Source organism: Gaoshiqia sp. US2, from assembly GCF_059705485.1.
On sequence record NZ_AP048550.1, the window covers coordinates 4072749 to 4092075 of the forward strand.

Consider the following 19327-nt stretch of genomic DNA (forward strand, 5'->3'; position numbering starts at 1 on the left):
TTTGATTTAGTTAGAAACGATGAATTTATTAAAATTCAGCATCTTTTCCTTGCTTTGCCCAATCCAGATGTTCAAAGTTTCGCGCCTTACAAAATCGAAATACTGAATTTCGAAGGTATGCAGGCCTTTCTCTAAACCGATGAAATTTTCTTTGCTGATTTCGTAATGAATGCCATCGTTGCTAATGACTTCACTCCCGTCGATAAACAATTTGCTGCCATCGAACGATTGCAACAGAAAGCGATACACGGCTGTTTCGGGAACAGAAAAACTTCCGGTAAACCGGACGGCAAAATGGTCTTGTGCGCGGGGATGAATGTTTTGCAGGCTTACCGAATCAAGTTGGAATGTTTTTAAAGGTTTCAGTTTGGCGAAATCGGGCAGGGCAATCCAACCGCCTTCAAAATAAGTGGCTGTAACTCCCCGGGACGCCTTTTTAACCGAAGGAAAAACCGGTAGTTTGACAAAAGCCTTTTCCGCCACGCGGCTCTGTTGGCCTGCATCGCGCACAAAGGCCGAAAGCGTCAGACTTTCGTTTAGATGAAGGCTGACGGTCTTCTTCGCGCCGGCATTCAATTCGCCTTCCGGCAGTTGATACACCAATTCGCCGCTTTGATTCAGGTTATGAAGACTGACCGTTGTTGAATCGATGAAATATTGTTTTGTTTCGGTCACCAAGGGGGCATTCAACCGTTTGTACCCGGTTTTTTTTTCAATGCTCCACGAGTCGAAAACAACGCCCGACGTATCGATGGCTTCGGCAAAAAAACGATTACCAGCAATTTTTACACTCAGAAAATGATGTGAATTACGGGCTTTGGCCATGTACCAGTTCCGGTTTGCGCCGGCCGGGTCGAGGCTGCCGCCACCCCCGCCCAGGCTGATATACAACACGCCGTTTTCAAAATCGACGCGATCGTTGGCAATGGGCCAGGTTCGTTCGTACAGGTGAACGTGCCCGTTCAGAACCACATCCACGCCATAGGTTTCGTATAGTTTTTTCAGGTGCATATGGTTAGGGTCGCCATGATGTTGCCGCTGAAACCAGGTATTTCCATATGCTTTTTCATCGGATGTATAAACGGGGTGATGGTGGACCATTATTTTCCAGGTTTCGGACGAAGCGGCCAGAATCTGCTGCAGGCGATCGTACTGCTCAGAACCGGGAAGAATGTCGTTGTTGGTATTGACGAAGATAAAAAGCGCCCCGCCCTTTTTCACCGTGTAGAACCATTCCGGGTCAGGCAGGTCGAGATACCGGTAAAACCAGTCGTGGTTCATTTCGTGGTTGCCGATGGTTGGGTAAAGCGGGCAAAAGCGGAACAATTCAGCCGCAGGCTTGAAAAATTCATCCGTCCAGTCGTCTTTGTGCGGACCATACTGGACCAGGTCGCCGGCATGAACCACAAACGAAGGCCGCTCGCGTTGCATCAAGCCGGCAATTCGTCCCCACACGTTGGGGTTTCCCTGCGTATCGCCCACCACGGTAAACGATACCGGCATTTGCCCGTAATCCGGTATATGAAGCGGTGTTAACGGTCCCCGCAGGGTATCTCCTTTTTCGCCGATTGTGATGGCCTGATAAAAATAATGCCCGCCGGCTTTTAAGCCGCTTACCACCACCCGGTGAAAGGTGTCAGATTTTTGCCCCTGAAAAAGTTGATTGAGCTTGGGTTGGAGGACATTAAATTCGGCTTCGCCAAATTTTACCACGCCTCGCCCGGGCAGCGAAGTTTCCCACAGCAGCCGGAATGAACTGTCGGTTAGTTGCTGCAGGTAAGGTTTTACCACAAAATCGATAGGCTGTGCACCCAGCAACAAGGCAAAAAACAGAAACAGCCCGGACAGGCATATTTTTGGTTTCATAGTTATTCAATTTTCTGAAAAACAGTTTGCCAACAACGTCGTTTCTGACGCCGGCAGCGTTTAAATAAACCTGACAGGTTTTTGACGCCTGCCAGGTTTTTTATCATGGTTAATAGTCAGCGGGTTATTCAGCCAGCTAATTTCCGTTTGTATTTACATCCCACCAGAGAGGCGTAGTTTCCAGATCGGGCCCGCCAAGGAGCAGAACAGCCTTTTCATATTCTTCCGGCTGCCCGGTTCTTTCATTATCAGGATAAGGCAATCTGGTTACAATCATTCCCTTGGTAACATCAATATTCGGATTCATTGAATTTTTCTTCGGGTATAATTTGGGTAGACGGGTCCTGCGGTATTCGTTCCAGGCTTCCCAGCTATCCGGATAAAGAGCAAGCCATTTTTGCGTGATAATTTGTTCATACTGCTTTTCTGCATTGGAAGCAAATTTCACAGGGATGTCAGTCATAGGCGGATCATAATAAGGAAAATTATCAGGCGCTACAGGAGTAGCCATACTGTTAATATAGGCAGTAATCTGTGCTGCAGGAAATGAACTTCCTCTCCATTGTTTGATGGATATTTCAATTCCTTTTTCATAAAATGACTGGGCTGTTCCTCCCATATTCCATCCCCTCCATGCGCCTTCGGCTTTCAGAAACCAGGTTTCTGCTGCATTACCGACATTAATCGGGACTGCAGTTGAAACAATTGTGGGGCCCACCCATCTGGGTCCAAAATTGGAATAAAGTTTAAATGCGACAATATCGGTAGACGTAAATCCGGGGGCTAACCCATGATAACCACCAATATTAGCCATGATTTCAGGATGTTCACTGGTGGTTTCCTGTGAGACAACTGAAAAATATTCCTGCATGCGGGGATCATTATACCCTTTCAAAATACTTTCCATACAGGTGCTCATGGAATTCTGGTGCCATCCTCCGATCCGGCACATGCCATTCTGTAACCCATTGAAAGAAGGAACATCAACAATAAAAGCATCATCATCATTCGTGTCCATCATTGCTCCTTTTATAGCGGCTTCTGCTTCTGTTTTTGCTTTGGCAGCGTCAATATTCGATATCCGGCAGGCCATACGCAGGCGCAGGGTATTGGCAAATTTCACCCATTTATTTACATTCCCCTGATAGATGATGTCCCCTACTCCAAATACATTCAAATTAGGGTTTTTGGCTAGTTCTGCGGTCAGATAATCTACGGCCGCCGTAACGTCCCGAAAGATATTGTAATATACATCCTTCACACTTTCGTAAGGCACAATATTGCTGCCGTTCCCTGCTTCCGTATAGGGAAGTGGTCCCCAGGAATCGACCAGCCGTTGCATTATATATCCCTTCCAGATCATTGCCACATGATATGCTGCCGGATTTTTCTCGATGGAGTTGGTCTGGATAGCAACAATTGCCGGAATAGCTTTGCTATAGAAGTTGCTAAAAACCGACTGTTGATGTCCCAACTGAAAAACATTCTGTTCGCGATCTACACCACCGATGACACAATAACCTGAAAAATGATCGGTAACGTTACTTTTCCACCTGCTGTACTGATTACTTGTAAGTTGACAATTCCCTTCAATAAGCGCCCGTGTAAACAATCCGGCCAATTCTTTGTCTGTCACCTTCATTAACTGGGTTTTATTGGTGTTATAATCCTCAAAGTCATCTGTACAGGCACCAATCATTAGCAACAAGATTAAGAGGAGCGTTATGTTTTTATTGGATATAAATGAATATTTCATAGTTGATATATTATAATTATTACAAGGATAATTTAACATTAAACCCTAAAGTGCGGGCTCCCGGATGGAAGGAGTTCTCTGCCCCTTGACCGTTCACACCTGTATTGTAGGTAACATCCGGATCAAACCAGTCACAACCATTGTAAAAATAGAACAGGTTCCGTCCAACCGCTGATATCACGATCGTTTTAACGGCACTGCTCCTGACAGGAATCTTATATCCCAGAGAAAGTTCCCGAAGTCTTGAATTGGTGGCTTCGTGGCTGAACAACTCAACGGGTCCATTATTGGAGCTCCGACCTCCAACCACCGTCCAGTAAGCTTCGGCTTTTATCTGGATGTCGTTAACCGAACCATCTTCTTTGACGCCATCAAACACAAATCCTTCACGACCATATAGGGTCGCTTTTCCACCACCGGTTGCCGCCAGCATAGATTCGGTTGCCGATTGTCTGACACCGCCGTAATTCAGGTCAACCAAGAAATTCAAGTGCCAGTTTTTATATCTGAAAGTATTGGTTAACCCGCTTTGCCAATCGTAGTTAAAGTTACCCAAGTAAGTATCAGCGAGCGCTGTAATCATTGGAAGTCCTGTTGAGGCAACAATGATACGTCCCTGATCGTCGCGCCGAAAACCTCTGGAATAGATTTCTCCGTACGGACGTCCGACTTCAACCCGGGCTTCACCCAAGGCCAGGTTTGCACCGCTCAAAATATACTTATTGATCCCTTGATACAATTCTTTGACCTCATTGTTATTTTTTGAAAAAGTGAGGTAGGTATCCCAGGAGAATTTTGAATTATCGAAAGGAGTTGCAGAAATCATGATCTCAACCCCTGTGTTTTGAATATCGCCACAATTGATTTGGGTACTCGTGTATCCTGAAGTCGGAGGAGCTGAAACATTTATTAACTGATTGATTGTATTGGACTTATACCACGTAAAATCCAATCCTAACCGATTATTAAAAAATTTAATTTCTGCCCCTGCTTCCCACGATTTTGACCTTTCCGGGATCAGTTTTTCCGACACTTTGCTTCCACTGGTCGTAATTTGACCAATCGGGCCATCGGTATTTCTTCCGTAGGTTTGAAAGATGGATGCAAAACCAGCTCCGGCGCCAACTTCGGCATACGAAGACCGAACCTTGGCAAAAGAAATAACATCCGGAAGTTTAACTAAATCAGAAACAATACCGATAAAACCTACAGAAGGATAGAAGTAATCATAGGGAGTCGGAAGGGTTGAGTTCCAGTCATTCCGTGCTGAAAAATCCAAGTACAGCTTGGATTTATAAGAAACTTGTGCTGTCCCAAAAAGACTTTGAATTTGTGTTCTGAATTCTCCATCAGATGTTGTATTTGACTTTCCGTAGTTCAGCGCAAATTTATTTTCTACTGTCAGCCCGTTTGTTGTTGCTGTCTGAGACCTTCCCCGGCTGTCTTTTAATTCAGCTCCTGCCATAGCGCTAAAGCCAAATCCATTGGATAAGTCTTTATGGAAGTTCAGCATGAAGTCGGCAGTAACATTCTTACCTTTATTGAAAGCCGTAAAATAGTTTCCGGTGCCATCGTTTATATAACTGGCATCCCAGTATATTTTCTCTTCACCATCATCATGAATAGCATCCAAAGACACCCTTCCCTGTGCCCACAGGCAGTCGGTTATGTCGTATCGCAAAGAAGCAAAGGTGGTAATACGGTCGCGGTTGGTTGGAGCAACACGGCGATACATCGCCCAATATGGGTTAAGTACAGATTCTGATCCGCCGGGAACCCACATATTTTGTTTCAGTGAACCTTCGTCGGTATAATATTCAAAGTTTTTAATATCTTCGGTCCGCATACTTCTCGGCATCCTCAACAAAGCTTGCATCGGGCTAAAATAATCGTCTCCGCTGCCAGGACGGTTATCCATTTCCTGATTAAAATAGGTCATCTTAAAATCGAGTTTCAGCTTTGTTAACAGTTCGGCAGTCATACGCAAATTAAAGTTGTGTCTTTCCAGTTTATCGGTTTTTAACATGCCCCTCGCTGTCGTATTGCTATAGGAAAAATAGGTTGATGATTTTTCGGTGCCTGCACTGTATGATAGGGTATTTGTAAAATTGTAACCGTTTTCATAGAAATCCTTGACGTTGTTGGGTTGAGGAGTCAGCTTGGTTTCTTCACCTGTCCAATTTGTTACCGTCTGTCCGGTCATCTTTGGCCCCCAACTTTTAACATCAATATTCTGGTTATAAATACCTCCTGCCCCTTGTGCATATTCATTCTGCAATTCCGGATACAAATACGGAAGATCAACCGTTGTAATCGAGTTAAATTCGACCTGAGGTTTGCCCATTTTCCCTTTTTTAGTGGTCACGATAATAACACCGTTGTTGGCTGCAGATCCATATAAAACCGCTGCCGCCGGGCCTTTAAGAATATTGATACTCTGTATGTCATCTCCGTTAATATTGGAAATGCCGTCAAACGAATCTACTTCGCGGGTCCCGGAGGCTGAAGAAATGACTCCTTTGGAATTGCTGTAAGGTATACCGTCGACAACAATCAACGGTTGGTTTCCGCCGCTGATTGAACGGTTCCCGCGAATGATGATCCTCGAACTACCGCCTACGCCGGAAGCACCTGATGAATTGGAAACAGCAACACCTGCTACTTTCCCTGAAATGGAAGTTGCCAAGCTGGGATCACGGACTGTTGTTAGAGATTCAACCTGAACCTGTTCCGTCGTGTAACTCAAACTTCTTTTACTTTTTTCGATCCCCAACGCGGTAACAACCACTTCTTCAATCGCCAGTTTTTCTTCAACCATTACCACATTAATGATTGTTTGGCTTCCTACCTGAATATCCTGCGGGGTATAACCGATAAATGAAAAGTGAAGAACAGCCCGATCGTTCGGAACCACCAAACTATAGTTACCCTCTCCGTCGGAAATGGTTCCGGTAGTGGTTCCTTGTATCGAAATGCCTACTCCGGGCAAGGGCAGCCCGGATCCGACGGTCACCTTACCTGTTACTCTTCTGCTTTGCATCAAAGCGGATGGTTCGGAACCGGCTACTGAGGAAATGACAATCAGGTTATGCCCCATTTTACTAAAATCGAGACCTTTGCCCTGAAGAGCCGTTTCAAGAAGTTCATCAACGGTTGCATTTTCCATGTTAACGCTGACCAGTTTCCCTTCAATATTCTCGTAGCGGTAAAGAAATTTCACGGAGGTTTGCCGTTCAATTTCCGTAAAAAACCGGTCCATCTCGATATTTTTTACATTTATCGTTGCGACCGTGTTCTGGGAAATGACCGCGGTAGCCTGAAACACGAAAAATAAGATCATTCCAATAGTTAGTTTCATGACTAATAAAATTTTTCCGGAGAGAGAAATTAATGCATCTCTCCCTTGTACGTAATGATTTTTTTTCATAGAATTGATACGTGTTAATAATTTTTATCTGGAATTAATTTACACACGGGGACCAGTGAATGGTGGTGCATTCGTTGGTCCCTACTTTTTAGTTAGGCTTAGTTTTTACATAGGCGCAATTTTTTAAGTTCGTTTATTTGTTTTTTCTAATGATCACATGTTTCTTATTTAATTCATAGTCAAAAGAGGCGGCATGTTTCAAGGCGCCAATGGCCTGTTCAAAGGTTTCCTGGTCAAAGGTTCCGGTGAACCGGTAATTTAAGATTGAGGAATCCTGAATATCAATCGTCACTCCATACCAGCGTTCCAGCTTGGTTTTCACTTCATCAAAACGCTGCCTTTCAAAAACCAGCTTATCCGCGCGCCAGGCAATTTCGTTTTCGGCGCTAAGCAAGTTGGTCAGTTCTGCACGTTCTATTTTAACCGGGTCCAAACCAACGAAACTGTCGCCCTGATGATCCGAAATAGCGTCATCTTTGTTAATCTCCTTGAACAAAACCAGCTTCTGCCCCGGCTTAAGAAACAAATTATCGTTTTTGCCCTGCTCCGATTTCACCCCGATGACTTCGATTGAACCTTCCAGCAGGGCCGTTTCGAGCCGGCTATCTCCGGCATAGGCTCTTACATTGAATTTGGTTCCGTGCACCTTGATATTCATGCCGTTCATGTTGACCAGGAAAGGACGATGTTCATCCTTTTTAACTTCGAAATAAGCTTCGCCTTCGAGAAAAATTTCCCGGCCTTTTCGTTCAAAATTGGTTGGATAACGAAACGTAGCGCCGGCGTTCAGCCATACTTTGGTACTGTCGCCCAGCACGATCATCGATTTTGAACCGTGCGGCACAGTGATCTCGTTGTAAGAGGTTTGTGATCCGGTACTGCTTTCAGACAGTTGTGTCAGCCAATACCATTGAGCGCCCCAGGCCAGCAGGCATACCGCGGCGTAACGTAAAGCCACGTTTACAATTCGTCTCAGACGTGCATTTCCTTTTTTCTGCACGAAAAATCCCGACTGTTTTTGCTCATCAATCTTCTGATGAATCCGTTCAAGTAAGCCTGCCGACGAAAATTCAAGCTTCAATTCGTCCTCATCGGTTTCGTTCCATTTCTCGCCGATCCAGTCCTTAACAAGGAGTTTGTTCCCGGGATCATTAAAGAAATCGAATACAATTTTCCGCTCAGCTTTACTGATTTCCCCAAAAGAAAACCGTTCCAGGAGCTCTTTTATTTCCTTCTTCTTTTGCATAGTATTCGTGATTCTACTATGAAGAATACCTGAAAAGGATTTATTTCCGTGAAAGGGAAAGTGATATTTTTTTCGAGACTAAAAAAGAAAGAAATCAGGCGAGAATGATCAGGATGATTATCCTGAGTTTGTGCATTTCTTTTCTTAAGAAATCGAGGCTGTGGCGAATTTGGGTATCCACCGTATTTTCTGAGATATGCAAAATTTCGGCAATCTGTTTATAGGTTAATCCTTCTTCTTTACTCATCCTGAAAATTTGGGCGCGCCGCTCAGGCAAATGATCAACCAACTGAAAAACATGCTCAATCATTTTCTTTTTTTCCAGCTCATCCAAATCCGCCTCCTGACTGTTAACCACATAATCGCTATAATGTCCGCGTATCGCCCGAAGTTTTAAAATATCATAAATCTCGTTCCGCACAATCCGAAACAGGTATCCTTCAACCGACTTATTTTCATCCAGATGCAACCGGCGTTCCCACAAAATGGTAAATACTTTCTGGATCAGATCTTCCACCTCTTCCCGCTCTTTCAGAAATTTCAATGAAAAAGCAAAAAGCTTTTTGTGACATCTGTAATAGATTGCATCAAACGCTTTTTTGTCACTTTGCTTCAATGCTTTTATCCATGTTTGATCTTCAAGTACGCTCATAGGAAATAACTGTCAGACAGAAATAAAAATAAGAAATTCCCACGCAACTTTATGACATTCATCCCGGCTAAAATTAGAAAAAATGATGAGCATATGCCAAAAAAAAGCGAAATTGAGAAAAACGTCCAAACCAGTCAACCTGCGATCTTCTCCAGAAGTATATTGAAATGTGCTTTTCCTTTCGGTCAACTCGTTTTCCGGTAACGCCAGATGGCCAAACTTAAAAACGAAATGCCAATCACCGTCAGCGAGATAAATTCATCCAACAAATCGGGAAAGCCGGAGCCTTTCAGCACAACCATGCGCATAATCCGCATAAAATAATAGATCGGGTTGACCCGATTGAGCCATTGCGCCCAATGAGGCATACTTTCGACCGGGGTAAATATGCCGCCCATCAGGATGAAAATCATCATAAAAAAGAAGGTTACAAACATCACTTGTTGCTGCGTTTCGGTGACCGTTGAGATAAACAAGCCCAGGCCAAGCACGCCAACCAGGTAGAGGGCGGCAAAACCAAACAGCAAAGGCAAGCTTCCTACGATGGGCAGGTCGAAGACTACCCGTGCAATCACCAGCCCAAAAGCCAGATCGAACAAAGCAATGACCAGGAACGGCGCCAGCTTGCCCAAAATAAACTGGTACTTTTTGATGGGAGTGACGTTGAGTTGCTCAATGGTACCTATTTCCTTTTCGCGTACCAGGTTCATGCCCGACAAAAACATGCCGATAATGGTTACCAGGATCGCCAGGATACCCGGCGCCATATACCATTTGTAATCCAGTTCGGGATTATACCAATAGCTGTCTTTCACCTCAATTCTCCTGGGCGGATTAAACTCGGGCAAGCCTTTCCATTCGGCAATCACCGACTTGTTGTAGCCCGAAAGGATCCCCAACGTGTAGGAATAAATCAGTGAGGCTTTGCTGCCATCAATCGCGTTGATCAGCAATTGCACCTTAGCCTCCTCTTCCCTGATCAATGACCGTTCAAAACCTTGCGGGATGACCATCACAAAGTCGGCCTCTTCTTTTTTGAAACTGTTTTCGGTATCCTGCAGATCGAACGAAGCATCGTGCAGACGAAAAAACGGTGAACCTTCAAATTTACCTGCCAGTTCACGCGAAGTCGCCGATAAATCCTGGTCGACCACGTAAATATCCACGTTTTTTAAATCGTAGGTTGCTGCAAAAACCAGGATCAGCATTTGCACCAGGGGCAGCACAAAAATCATGGGCAACATGGTTTTGTTACGGAAAACCTGGATGAATTCTTTTTGAAGGATATAGCGAATTGTTTTCATGGTGCTTTAATTTATTAGTGTTCAGTCACAGTGTTCAGTACCAGTATCCAGTGACCAGTGCTACTGATTAATGCTACTAAGATTCCGGCTTTCATGCGTCATTATCTTTACAGCCAAATTTTTTGGGGTGCAGGATCATGAAATTGATCAGTTTCCCGATTTCTTCAGTTTCGAAGTACATTTTTTGATGTTCTTCTGCGCTGATGTATTCGCAGGCATAGGCAAAATCCAGCCAGACTGACGTTTCACTATTTTCGCCATCAGAATCCGTTAGCTTGCTGATAAAGTTTTTCACATACAACCGTTTTCGATACGCTTCAACCATGTTTGCACAAACTGATCTGGATGATCTTCGGATTTGATCGGTCAAAGAGTACGTTTCTTCTTTTGGATACCTTTTGGAGATTTTATAAATATCCATTGCCAACTGAAATGCTTTTTGATAAGCCAATAAATCTTTAAAATTCATACAATTTCGTTTTAGCGAACAATCTACCATTACTGAACACTTTATTCCAGCCTTACCTTGAACTTCCGCACGGCAATGGCAGTAAACACAGCAGCCATGCCCAGCAGGATCAGGGTTTCTTTCCACACGTACAGAAAACCGGTACCTTTCAGCATAATATTTTTCAGGATGACAATAAACCAGCGCGGCGGCATCAGGTTCGACAAAAGTTGCAATGGATAAGGCATGTTTTCGATCGGGAAAATAAAACCCGACAGCAGGATCGTTGGTAACATCAGCGCGATCATCGAAATAAACATGGCCACCATTTGGTTTTTGGCAACCGAGGAGATCAGAATGCCCAAACACAAGGCCATCAGGATAAACAGGATACTTTCCGCCATCAACAAAAACCAACTCCCGTGAATGGGGACGCCGAATACAAAGTGGCCAATCAACAAAATTATCAGGGCATTGATGACCGACAAACTCAAATACGGCGCTACTTTCCCAAGGATGATCTGTACCGGTCGCAGCGGCGAAACCAACAGAATCTCCATGGTTCCCAGCTCTTTTTCCCGGGTGATGGATATGGAGGTCATCATGGCGGAGATCAGCATCAGGATCATGGACATGATTCCGGGCACAAACATATAAACCGACTTCAACTCTTCGTTGTAATACATACGTACTTCGGGTTCAATTTGCATGGGCAACTGAAATTCGCCCATTTCTTTCAGCATATAATCATTGATGATGCCTGTGGTATAAGCGGCCAGCATTTTGCCCAGGTTCGGATCAGACGCATCGGCAACCACCTGCACGGCTGCCTTGCCTTCACGTTCCAGGTTCCGGGCAAAGTCCGGCTCAAAAACCAGCACTTCTTTTACTTTGCCTTTTTTAAAGATCGCTTCAATATCAGCTGTACTTTCGAGGTACTGATCCATGAAAAAATAACCAGACGACAAAATTTTGTTGGTGATTTCGCGGGTTACTTCATCTTTCGACTGGTCGTGTATGGCAATGTGCACATCTTTGATCTCGTTGGTGATCACCGTTCCGAACAGCAACAACTGAACAATTGGTATCCCAAACAGGATAATCATGGTCCGCACATCGCGGAAGATGTGATAAAATTCTTTTTTTACAAATCCGAAGAACCGTTTCATCGTTTTGAGTTTTGAGTCGTAAGTAGCGAGTCGTGAGTATTGGTACCGCTACTTTATATTTAATGAATTTTGTAACCCGGTTAACATCCGTTGTATTTCATCCAAATCTGAAGTCAATGCATCAAAATCTGTTTTTATGAGATAATCCAGGTTGAGAGCGATCGTAAGTTGAGTTTCAAGCTCAAATGAGGATCCCCTGGCCATATTCAAATAATGCTTAAAATCACCTGGAGATATTCACCCAGCCCCCTCCGCTATATTGGACGGTATTGAAATGGCCGCGCGTCGAATTTGAGAGGTCAATCCATAAATTTCCTCCTTAGTGAAAGATTGTGTGTTTTTGTAAACACCAATGACAAGACTAATTGCTTTTTGCCAAACCTTTAATTCTTTGAAATGATTCATGATTTTCTATCTTGGTTAATATATATGGTCAGTTTGAACACCACTACTCGCTACTCACTACTCTCCTCTCGCCAGCTTCAGGAATACCCCGTTCATGTCGTCCGACCCAAACTGTTTTTTCAGGTTTTCGGGGGTATCGAGGGCGGCGATGCGCCCATCCACCATGATCGACACGCGATCACAATACTCGGCTTCGTCCATGTAGTGAGTTGTCACAAAAATGGTTTTTCCTTCGGCAGCCGCTTCGTAGATAAAATCCCAGAACTGCCGGCGGGTGATCGGGTCAACGCCTCCTGTGGGCTCGTCGAGGAATACGATTTGAGGATCGTGAAAAATGGCAACAGAAAAAGCCAGTTTTTGTTTCCAGCCCAAAGGCAGCGAAGCGATCAGTTTATCGCGTTCTTTCTTCAACTGCAATTTTTCAAGCAACACCTGTTCTTTTGCCTTTCGTTGTTTTGGAGGGATGCCGTAAATACCGGCATAAAAGCGAATATTTTCGGCAATGGTCATGTCCTCGTACAACGAAAATTTCTGGCTCATGTAGCCAATGTTGCGCTTAATTTGCTCCGTTTGGGTGTACACATCAAAACCTCCAACCATAATTTCTCCTGACGTTGGGCTTGACAGCCCGCAAAGAATTCGCATGGCCGTTGTTTTTCCGGCGCCGTTTGCCCCCAGGAAACCAAAAATCTCGCCCCTGTAAACTTCGAAATTCAGGTGATCGTTTGCTACAAACGAGCCGAACTTTTTAACGAGATCGCGGACTGTTATGACTCTTTCGCCTTTTTCCGGAAAGTTCTCGGTCGCAATTTCAGCTTTCAGTTCGCTTTTATGTCTGTTTTTGTCATTCATTCCTCGTTGTTTTACAGCTACTTGTATCGATTTTTTTTTTGATCATCGCATTGCACTAATTTTTGAGCCATTATCTGAAACTTTACCTAATCACTGAGACGAAGACTGATCCCCCTCTCCCATCAGCGCTATAAATACATCCTCGATACCCGGCGTAATCTCAAAAACCTGTAAGTTTTTGTGATTTTTGTTCATCAGGTATTGTTCCAGTTCTACAGCCTCCATTTCATCGTCAACCGGTGTAACATGTACAAATTGTCCGAAGGCATAAGCCGTTTCCACTTTTTCCCAGTCGCGCAGATCGCTGATCAGCCGGTACATATCTTCGGAACGGGCGGCAAGTAGGGTTCGGGTATAATTCTCCACAACGCGGGCCGGGCTATCGATTCTCAGGATTTGTCCTTTCTGCATCAGCGCCACCCGGTCGCACAGACCGGCTTCATCCATATATGGCGTTGAAACCAGGATGGTAATTCCCTGGTTACGGAGCTTCTTCAGCATCTCCCAGAATTCCTTGCGCGAAACGGCATCCACGCCGGTAGTCGGTTCGTCGAGTATCAGAATTTCGGGTTTATGGATGAGGGCGCACGAAAGAGCCAGCTTCTGTTTCATTCCGCCGGAAAGTTTACCGGCCAAACGTGTTTTAAACGGCTCTATCTGAACGTAGATATCCCTGATCAGATCGTAATTTTCGGCAATGGTGGTTCCAAACACCGTTGCAAAAAACGCCAGGTTTTCCTCCACTGTCAAATCCTGGTAGAGCGAAAAACGACCGGGCATGTACCCCACAATCCCCCTGATTTTTTTATAATCTTTTACCACATCCAGATCCGCCATATTTGCCTGGCCGGAATCCGGAACAAGCAAGGTCATCAGGATACGCATCAGCGTGGTCTTTCCGGCGCCATCCGGCCCGATCAGTCCGAACAACTCGCCTTTCTTCACTTCAAACGAAATATCTTTCAAAGCAGCGGTTTTGTCGTAGGACTTTGATATGTTTTTGACTTCGATCATTAAGTTTCAAGTTCCAAGTTTCAAGATTAAAGGACTGCTGGCAACCAGCGGCTAACGTTCAGCATCGGCAAGTGGTCACAGAAATTGCTCACTGCGACTGACCACTGTTCACTAACCTGACTTCGCCCGGCATGCCTATTTTCAATCGCCCGTCATTTTTCACCTTCACTTTCACCGCATAGACCAACTTCACCCGTTCTTCTTTGGTTTGAATGATCTTCGGCGTAAACTCAGCTTCGGGTGAAATCCAGCTCACAATTCCCGTCATCGCTTGATTTTCATCTTTATCTTTGTCAATCAACACGTTCACCTCTTGTCCAAGTTTGATGCCGGGCAGCTGAGCCCCGCTAACATAAACGCGTAAGTCCAATTCAGTCAGGTCTCCAAGTTTGACAATCGCTTTCCCTGGTGAAACCAACTCGCCCGGTTCCACATATTTTTCGAGCACAACACCGGTCATCGGGCTGATAATCCGGCATTTTTCCAATTGGTTTTTTACAACATCCAACTGGGCCGACAACACTGCCATCTCGCTGTCGATGGATATAAATTGTGTATTCAGACTTTCCAACTGTTTTTCCAACACGCGCATCTGGCCGTCCACATCGTCAACCTGCTGCTGGGTTGCCGCCTGATCTGCAAATAGTTTATGAACACGTTCCTGATTGATTTTCAGATTTTTGATTTGTTCACGTAACACTTCCGACTGCGCCCTAACGCTGATTTTTTTAGTCGCCACGGCCCGCTGCTGTGCCATCACTTGCTGCATTTGAAGACTCAACTGGCTGGTATCTACCACCGCAATCAGTTCCTCTTTGGTTACCTGGCTGCCCAACTCAAGTCCAAAACGGATCAATTTTCCCGTCTGTTCAGCCGACACAATTGTCTCTTCGGTTTCAAAATTGCCATAGGCGTCCGATTTTTCATCTTTTTCTTTACACGACGCCAGCATGACCAATGCCAACACAACTAGATATTGAGGTTTCATGTTTCTGTTTTTCAATGTTAGTTACCCTGTATGTTTTGATAATTGATTTTAGCAGCTTCCAACTGTACCTTGCGTGTTTCGAAAGTGATCCGGGCAGTCATTTCTGCATTGAGGTCCTGAAGATAATCCGACATGGTTATGGTTCCGTTTTCAAGCTTTGAGGCAGAGCTTTTCGTAATCCGCGCCTGTAGTTCAATCAGCTCCCGGTCGCTTTCGAGTATTTCTTTTAATTGCCTGATCTTGCGCGATTCGCTGTCGAGCGCAATGTTCACCTGACGTTCAAATTGTTGTCGATGCGTTTGGACCATCTGCTGCTGCAAGCTAATCATCTCCTTATCGCGTTTGGTATTTTTCCAGTCGAAAATAGTCCAGTTCAATCCCATACCAACCAGGTAATAGGTATCAAATTCATCATTCAGCATGTTTAAGCCGGGGCGTCCGTAGCCTGCCTGTCCAAAACCAAATAAACGGGGATTCCGTTTCTTCTGAAGTAAATCCGACGTTGCCGCAAGCAAGTCTGTCTGCTTTTCAAACAAATTTAACTCAGGGCGGTTTACCTGGCTGTCAGCCGGATCGGTTGTTTCAATCACGAGATTCTGAAGATCTTTTGACTGTTTTCCCGTAAGAATGGCCAGGGCTGAAAGAACGGTTTCCCGGTTCGACTGCAATTCAATTTGTTGTTGCTTCACTTTGATCAGTTCGGCAAGCAGCAAGTCCAGGTCGGAAGCCAGCGCCACACCATGTTTTACACCCGATTCGGCCTGTCGCTTCCCCGCTTCCAGGGTTTCCTTTTTTTTCGCCAGAATCTCCAGGTTTTGCTGAAAAACGAAACTGGTAAAAAACAAATGATTTACCTGCTCGTTCACCTGATACAATTCTACCTCAACAGCCTGACGATTGGTAGCCTCCTGTGCGGTTTCAAGGCGGTCATTGGCCCTGGTCAGTCCGCCATCCCAAATATCCTGTCGCACATCGAGGTACATTTTATATTGATCTTTTGATACTTCAGGAATACTAACACCAGGAAGCGAAATTCCGACGCGGGTTACATCAGACTGGTAAGTGGCCTGGGCATTCAGACTGATTTGCGGCAGATAATTGGTTTCGCTGTTTGCCAGTTTCAACTCAGCCATCTGCCGGTAAAGCTCCTGCTGTTTTAAAAACGGGTGTTGCTCCCGGGCCCATTCCCGGCAATCGTTCAAACTCACCGGCTCCTGCGCCATCATCAATTGGACCGGCAACAGGAGCCACAGGAATAATTGTTTTCTGATCATTGCTTTCATTGTTTATTTGGGTTCAATGGCCCTGAGGACAAATCGTTTTACTTCTTCTTTTCGTTCTTCAAGAAAAGCCTGAGTGGCTTCTTTATCTTCGTCGAACGCAACAAAACTGATGACCGGTTTGCCAGCAAAAGGAAACACGCACAAGCTAATCACGTTGACCACCAGGTGTTCCGGTTTCATGCGGATAATTTCTCCCCGGTCCATTGCTTCCGAGATGATTTTAAAGATGGGTTTCGGACTAAAACCATGTTTAATCACCAATTTGAAGAAAACGGAAGGATCGCGGTTCACCTCTTTCAGAATAAACCCGGGCAAATACGGATACTTCAGCAACAAGTCGAGGTAAGTGTCAATGGCTTGTTCCACCTTCGATTTAAAATCGATATCCGATTGCAAGATCTGGCCAATTTTAGGGAAAGCAAAACTGATGATTTTGCTAAAGATGGCGTCAAACAGCTTGTCTTTACTCCTGAAATAGTAATGTAATAAGGCTTTATTGATTTTTGCCTCATCGGCTATTTCCTGCATGCGTGCTCCATCCATGCCTTTACGCACGAACACGGTTGTGGCGGCATCCAGAATTTTTTCCTCGGTGTTATCTTTCTTTGAGTCCATATTTGTTTTAACTAATTGGTTAAATCGTGTGGTCAAATATAGGACATCTGTTTATAGCAGCCAAATAAATTAACCAAAAAATTTAACCAAACGGTTAAATTTCTTTCAAAATAGAAGGGCAACCCAAGGGCTGCCCTTCTAAAGTCAAATCCTGTAAGACAGATTATTCATCCGTTTTCTTTATCTGTTTTTCTTCAGATTTAGCGGTTTTTTCAACTGGGGCAGTCTTTCCTTTTAAATAATCAGGCAACTCCAGACCAGCTGTTTTAAATATATCATCCAATGGAGGAATGGCTCCCAACATGCCTTGCATAAAATTGGCCGTCGAAGTTTTGCCGTCTTTGCCGTTTCCGGTTTCCCAAACGGTTACTTTATCAATTTTGATGTTTTTGATCGCTTCCACCTGGGTTTTTACCAGTTCAGGCAACTTATCGGCAATCATCATCATTACCGCGTCTTTCGAATTGTTACCGGCAGCTTTTACCAGCATATCGAAACCGTTAGCCTGTTTACTCAGAATTTCGTAAATCCCTTTTGCCTGAGCCTCCATTTTCATATAAATCGCATCGGCCTCTCCCTTCGCATGGCGCCGGATTTGTTCGGCTAAGGCTTCTGCATCAATTTCAACTTTTTGCTTATCAATTTCTGCCGGCACCACAATATTCGCGGTTTGAGTAGCCTTATCACGATCAGCGCGCACCAGCTCGGCGGCCCGTTCGGCAGCATAAGCTTCTTCGAGCGCCTGTGCCTGTTTAACTTTTTCGGCAGCAATCGCTTTACGCGTGGCTTCAGCTTCTTTTTCGCGTCGCTCTGCATCTGAGTTGGCGATGGTTACTTTGGCTATATTTTCACCTTCAACAGCCGTAGCATCGGCCCGGGCAACCTGAACACGTTGCTCCTGGTGGGCATCCGCTTGTCCGATTTCGCCGTCACGGTTCTTTTCAGCAACACTTTTCTTGGCATCGTTAATGGCCTTTGCCGCTGCTTCTTTACCCAATGCCTCAATATAACCCGATTCATCATTGATGTCGGTCACGTTCACGTTGATCAGTTTCAAGCCGATTTTTTTGAGTTCCGCTTCTACATTTGACGACACGGCAGCCAGAAACTTATCGCGGTTACTGTTAATCTCCTCAATCTCCATGGTGGCAACAACCAAACGTAATTGGCCAAAAATTATGTCTTTAGCCAGATTACTGATCGTTTCCTGCGAAAGTCCCAGCAAACGTTCTGCTGCATTAGTCATAACGCTTGGTTCGGTGGAAATACCAACCGTGAACCGGGAAGGAACATCAACGCGAATGTTTTGCTTACTCAAAGCGCTCCTCAAATTAATCTCGATCGAAATCGGTGTCAGATCAAGAAACTCGTACGCGTGAATAATCGGCCAAATGAAGGCAGCTCCTCCGTGAATACATTTTGCAGAACGGTATTCACTGTTAATCCCTTTGCCTACTTTACCGTAAACAACAAGAATGCGGTCGGACGGGCAACGCTTGTAACGTTTCGTCATGGCCACGATAATCATAAACAAGAACAGGGCAGCAAGGCTGACCATAATCACAAAATAATTGTCCATAGCTAGTTATTAATTGATTTTTAGTTGGAATGTCGCTTCACCAAAAGAATCTGGTCATCAATCACATCAACCACCTGGATGATGGCCGACGTAACGATGGGTTCCTCATCATTCGTCATGGCGTCAAGGGTATGGAGTGTCCCCTGGATGGTCATCTGAACTTTCCCCAATCCTCCTTGTTTTGCCGGGATGGTTAAATAAACTTCGCCAAGCTTTCCAATGGCATTTTTCATCCTCAAATTACCGGTTTCCGACAACTTCGCCATAAAATAAAACAAGGTGGCCATCGCGAGCATCATCAGGAAACCGCATAAAACAGACAATAAGATGATCAGCCAAACAGATAGTCCGGCATGGATAAACCCCAGGCCTGACCAACCAAACATGGCAAAAAATGCAACAATATTCTTCAACGACAAAAACTGAAACGGAATACTGTCGCCATCGGCCAGAGAGACATCGAAATCGGTTTCAACATCAGCATCCACATCTGCTCCGATAACCGTTGAAACAAGCATCACAAGGAAAATTAAGGTGGACGGAATCGTAACGATCCAATAAATTTGTTCGAGCAGGTTAAGTTCCTGCCAAACCGGAAAGAAGGATAGTATCATAACGGGTGATAAAAAATTGTTCTGTTAAAATTACGAATTAACTTTTTCTTTCCAATGGCAAAATACAAATTATATTAAAAAAATAAATCCGAATGTCAAACATGATTAG

The 19327-nt window shown here is 44.6% G+C and carries 15 protein-coding genes and 1 pseudogene; all 16 read right to left on the reverse strand.

All coding sequences use genetic code 11. The features are described from left to right. Positions 1-6 precede the first annotated feature (6 nt). Positions 7-1866, reverse strand: a complete 1860-nt coding sequence (locus tag AC6H3C_RS16215) for a metallophosphoesterase (protein WP_497516457.1) — start codon at positions 1864-1866, stop codon at positions 7-9. A gap of 136 nt (positions 1867-2002) precedes the next feature. Further along, the gene (locus AC6H3C_RS16220) at positions 2003-3565 is read right to left on the reverse strand and encodes a SusD/RagB family nutrient-binding outer membrane lipoprotein (RefSeq protein ID WP_497516458.1); all 1563 of its coding nucleotides are present in this window, start codon (positions 3563-3565) and stop codon (positions 2003-2005) included. Positions 3566-3641: 76 nt separating this feature from the next. Beyond that, the gene (locus tag AC6H3C_RS16225; RefSeq protein WP_497516459.1) at positions 3642-6980 is read right to left on the reverse strand and encodes a SusC/RagA family TonB-linked outer membrane protein; all 3339 of its coding nucleotides are present in this window, start codon (positions 6978-6980) and stop codon (positions 3642-3644) included. 202 nt (positions 6981-7182) lie between these two features. Then, a complete protein-coding gene (locus tag AC6H3C_RS16230) occupies positions 7183-8295 on the reverse strand; it encodes a FecR family protein (RefSeq protein ID WP_497516460.1) in 1113 nt (370 codons plus the stop codon). Between the two features lie 94 nt (positions 8296-8389). Then, positions 8390-8947, reverse strand: coding sequence for an RNA polymerase sigma-70 factor (locus AC6H3C_RS16235; RefSeq protein WP_497516461.1), 558 nt, complete (start codon positions 8945-8947; stop codon positions 8390-8392). Positions 8948-9132: 185 nt separating this feature from the next. Then, a complete protein-coding gene (locus AC6H3C_RS16240; RefSeq protein WP_497516462.1) occupies positions 9133-10251 on the reverse strand; it encodes an ABC transporter permease in 1119 nt (372 codons plus the stop codon). Positions 10252-10342: 91 nt separating this feature from the next. Further along, a complete protein-coding gene (locus AC6H3C_RS16245; protein WP_497516463.1) occupies positions 10343-10720 on the reverse strand; it encodes a four helix bundle protein in 378 nt (125 codons plus the stop codon). Positions 10721-10761: 41 nt separating this feature from the next. Further along, entirely contained in the window at positions 10762-11868 is a 1107-nt protein-coding gene (locus tag AC6H3C_RS16250) for an ABC transporter permease (RefSeq protein ID WP_497516464.1), read from the reverse strand. Positions 11869-11916: 48 nt separating this feature from the next. Next, positions 11917-12273: pseudogene (locus AC6H3C_RS16255) on the reverse strand (four helix bundle protein). Positions 12274-12330: 57 nt separating this feature from the next. Next, positions 12331-13125 (reverse strand): ABC transporter ATP-binding protein, encoded by a 795-nt coding sequence (locus tag AC6H3C_RS16260; protein WP_497516465.1) that lies wholly within the window; start codon positions 13123-13125, stop codon positions 12331-12333. 90 nt (positions 13126-13215) lie between these two features. After that, positions 13216-14139: an ABC transporter ATP-binding protein gene (locus AC6H3C_RS16265; RefSeq protein WP_497516466.1), complete on the reverse strand. Its 924-nt coding sequence runs from the start codon at positions 14137-14139 to the stop codon at positions 13216-13218. Positions 14140-14227: 88 nt separating this feature from the next. Further along, positions 14228-15127 (reverse strand): HlyD family secretion protein, encoded by a 900-nt coding sequence (locus AC6H3C_RS16270; RefSeq protein WP_497516467.1) that lies wholly within the window; start codon positions 15125-15127, stop codon positions 14228-14230. A gap of 17 nt (positions 15128-15144) precedes the next feature. Then, complete coding sequence (locus AC6H3C_RS16275) at positions 15145-16401, reverse strand: TolC family protein (RefSeq protein WP_497516468.1); 1257 nt, start codon at positions 16399-16401, stop codon at positions 15145-15147. Positions 16402-16413: 12 nt separating this feature from the next. Next, the gene (locus AC6H3C_RS16280; RefSeq protein WP_497516469.1) at positions 16414-17025 is read right to left on the reverse strand and encodes a TetR/AcrR family transcriptional regulator; all 612 of its coding nucleotides are present in this window, start codon (positions 17023-17025) and stop codon (positions 16414-16416) included. 163 nt (positions 17026-17188) lie between these two features. Beyond that, entirely contained in the window at positions 17189-18604 is a 1416-nt protein-coding gene (locus AC6H3C_RS16285; protein ID WP_497516470.1) for a flotillin family protein, read from the reverse strand. Between the two features lie 20 nt (positions 18605-18624). Further along, positions 18625-19218 (reverse strand): hypothetical protein, encoded by a 594-nt coding sequence (locus tag AC6H3C_RS16290; RefSeq protein WP_497516471.1) that lies wholly within the window; start codon positions 19216-19218, stop codon positions 18625-18627. Positions 19219-19327 lie beyond the last annotated feature (109 nt).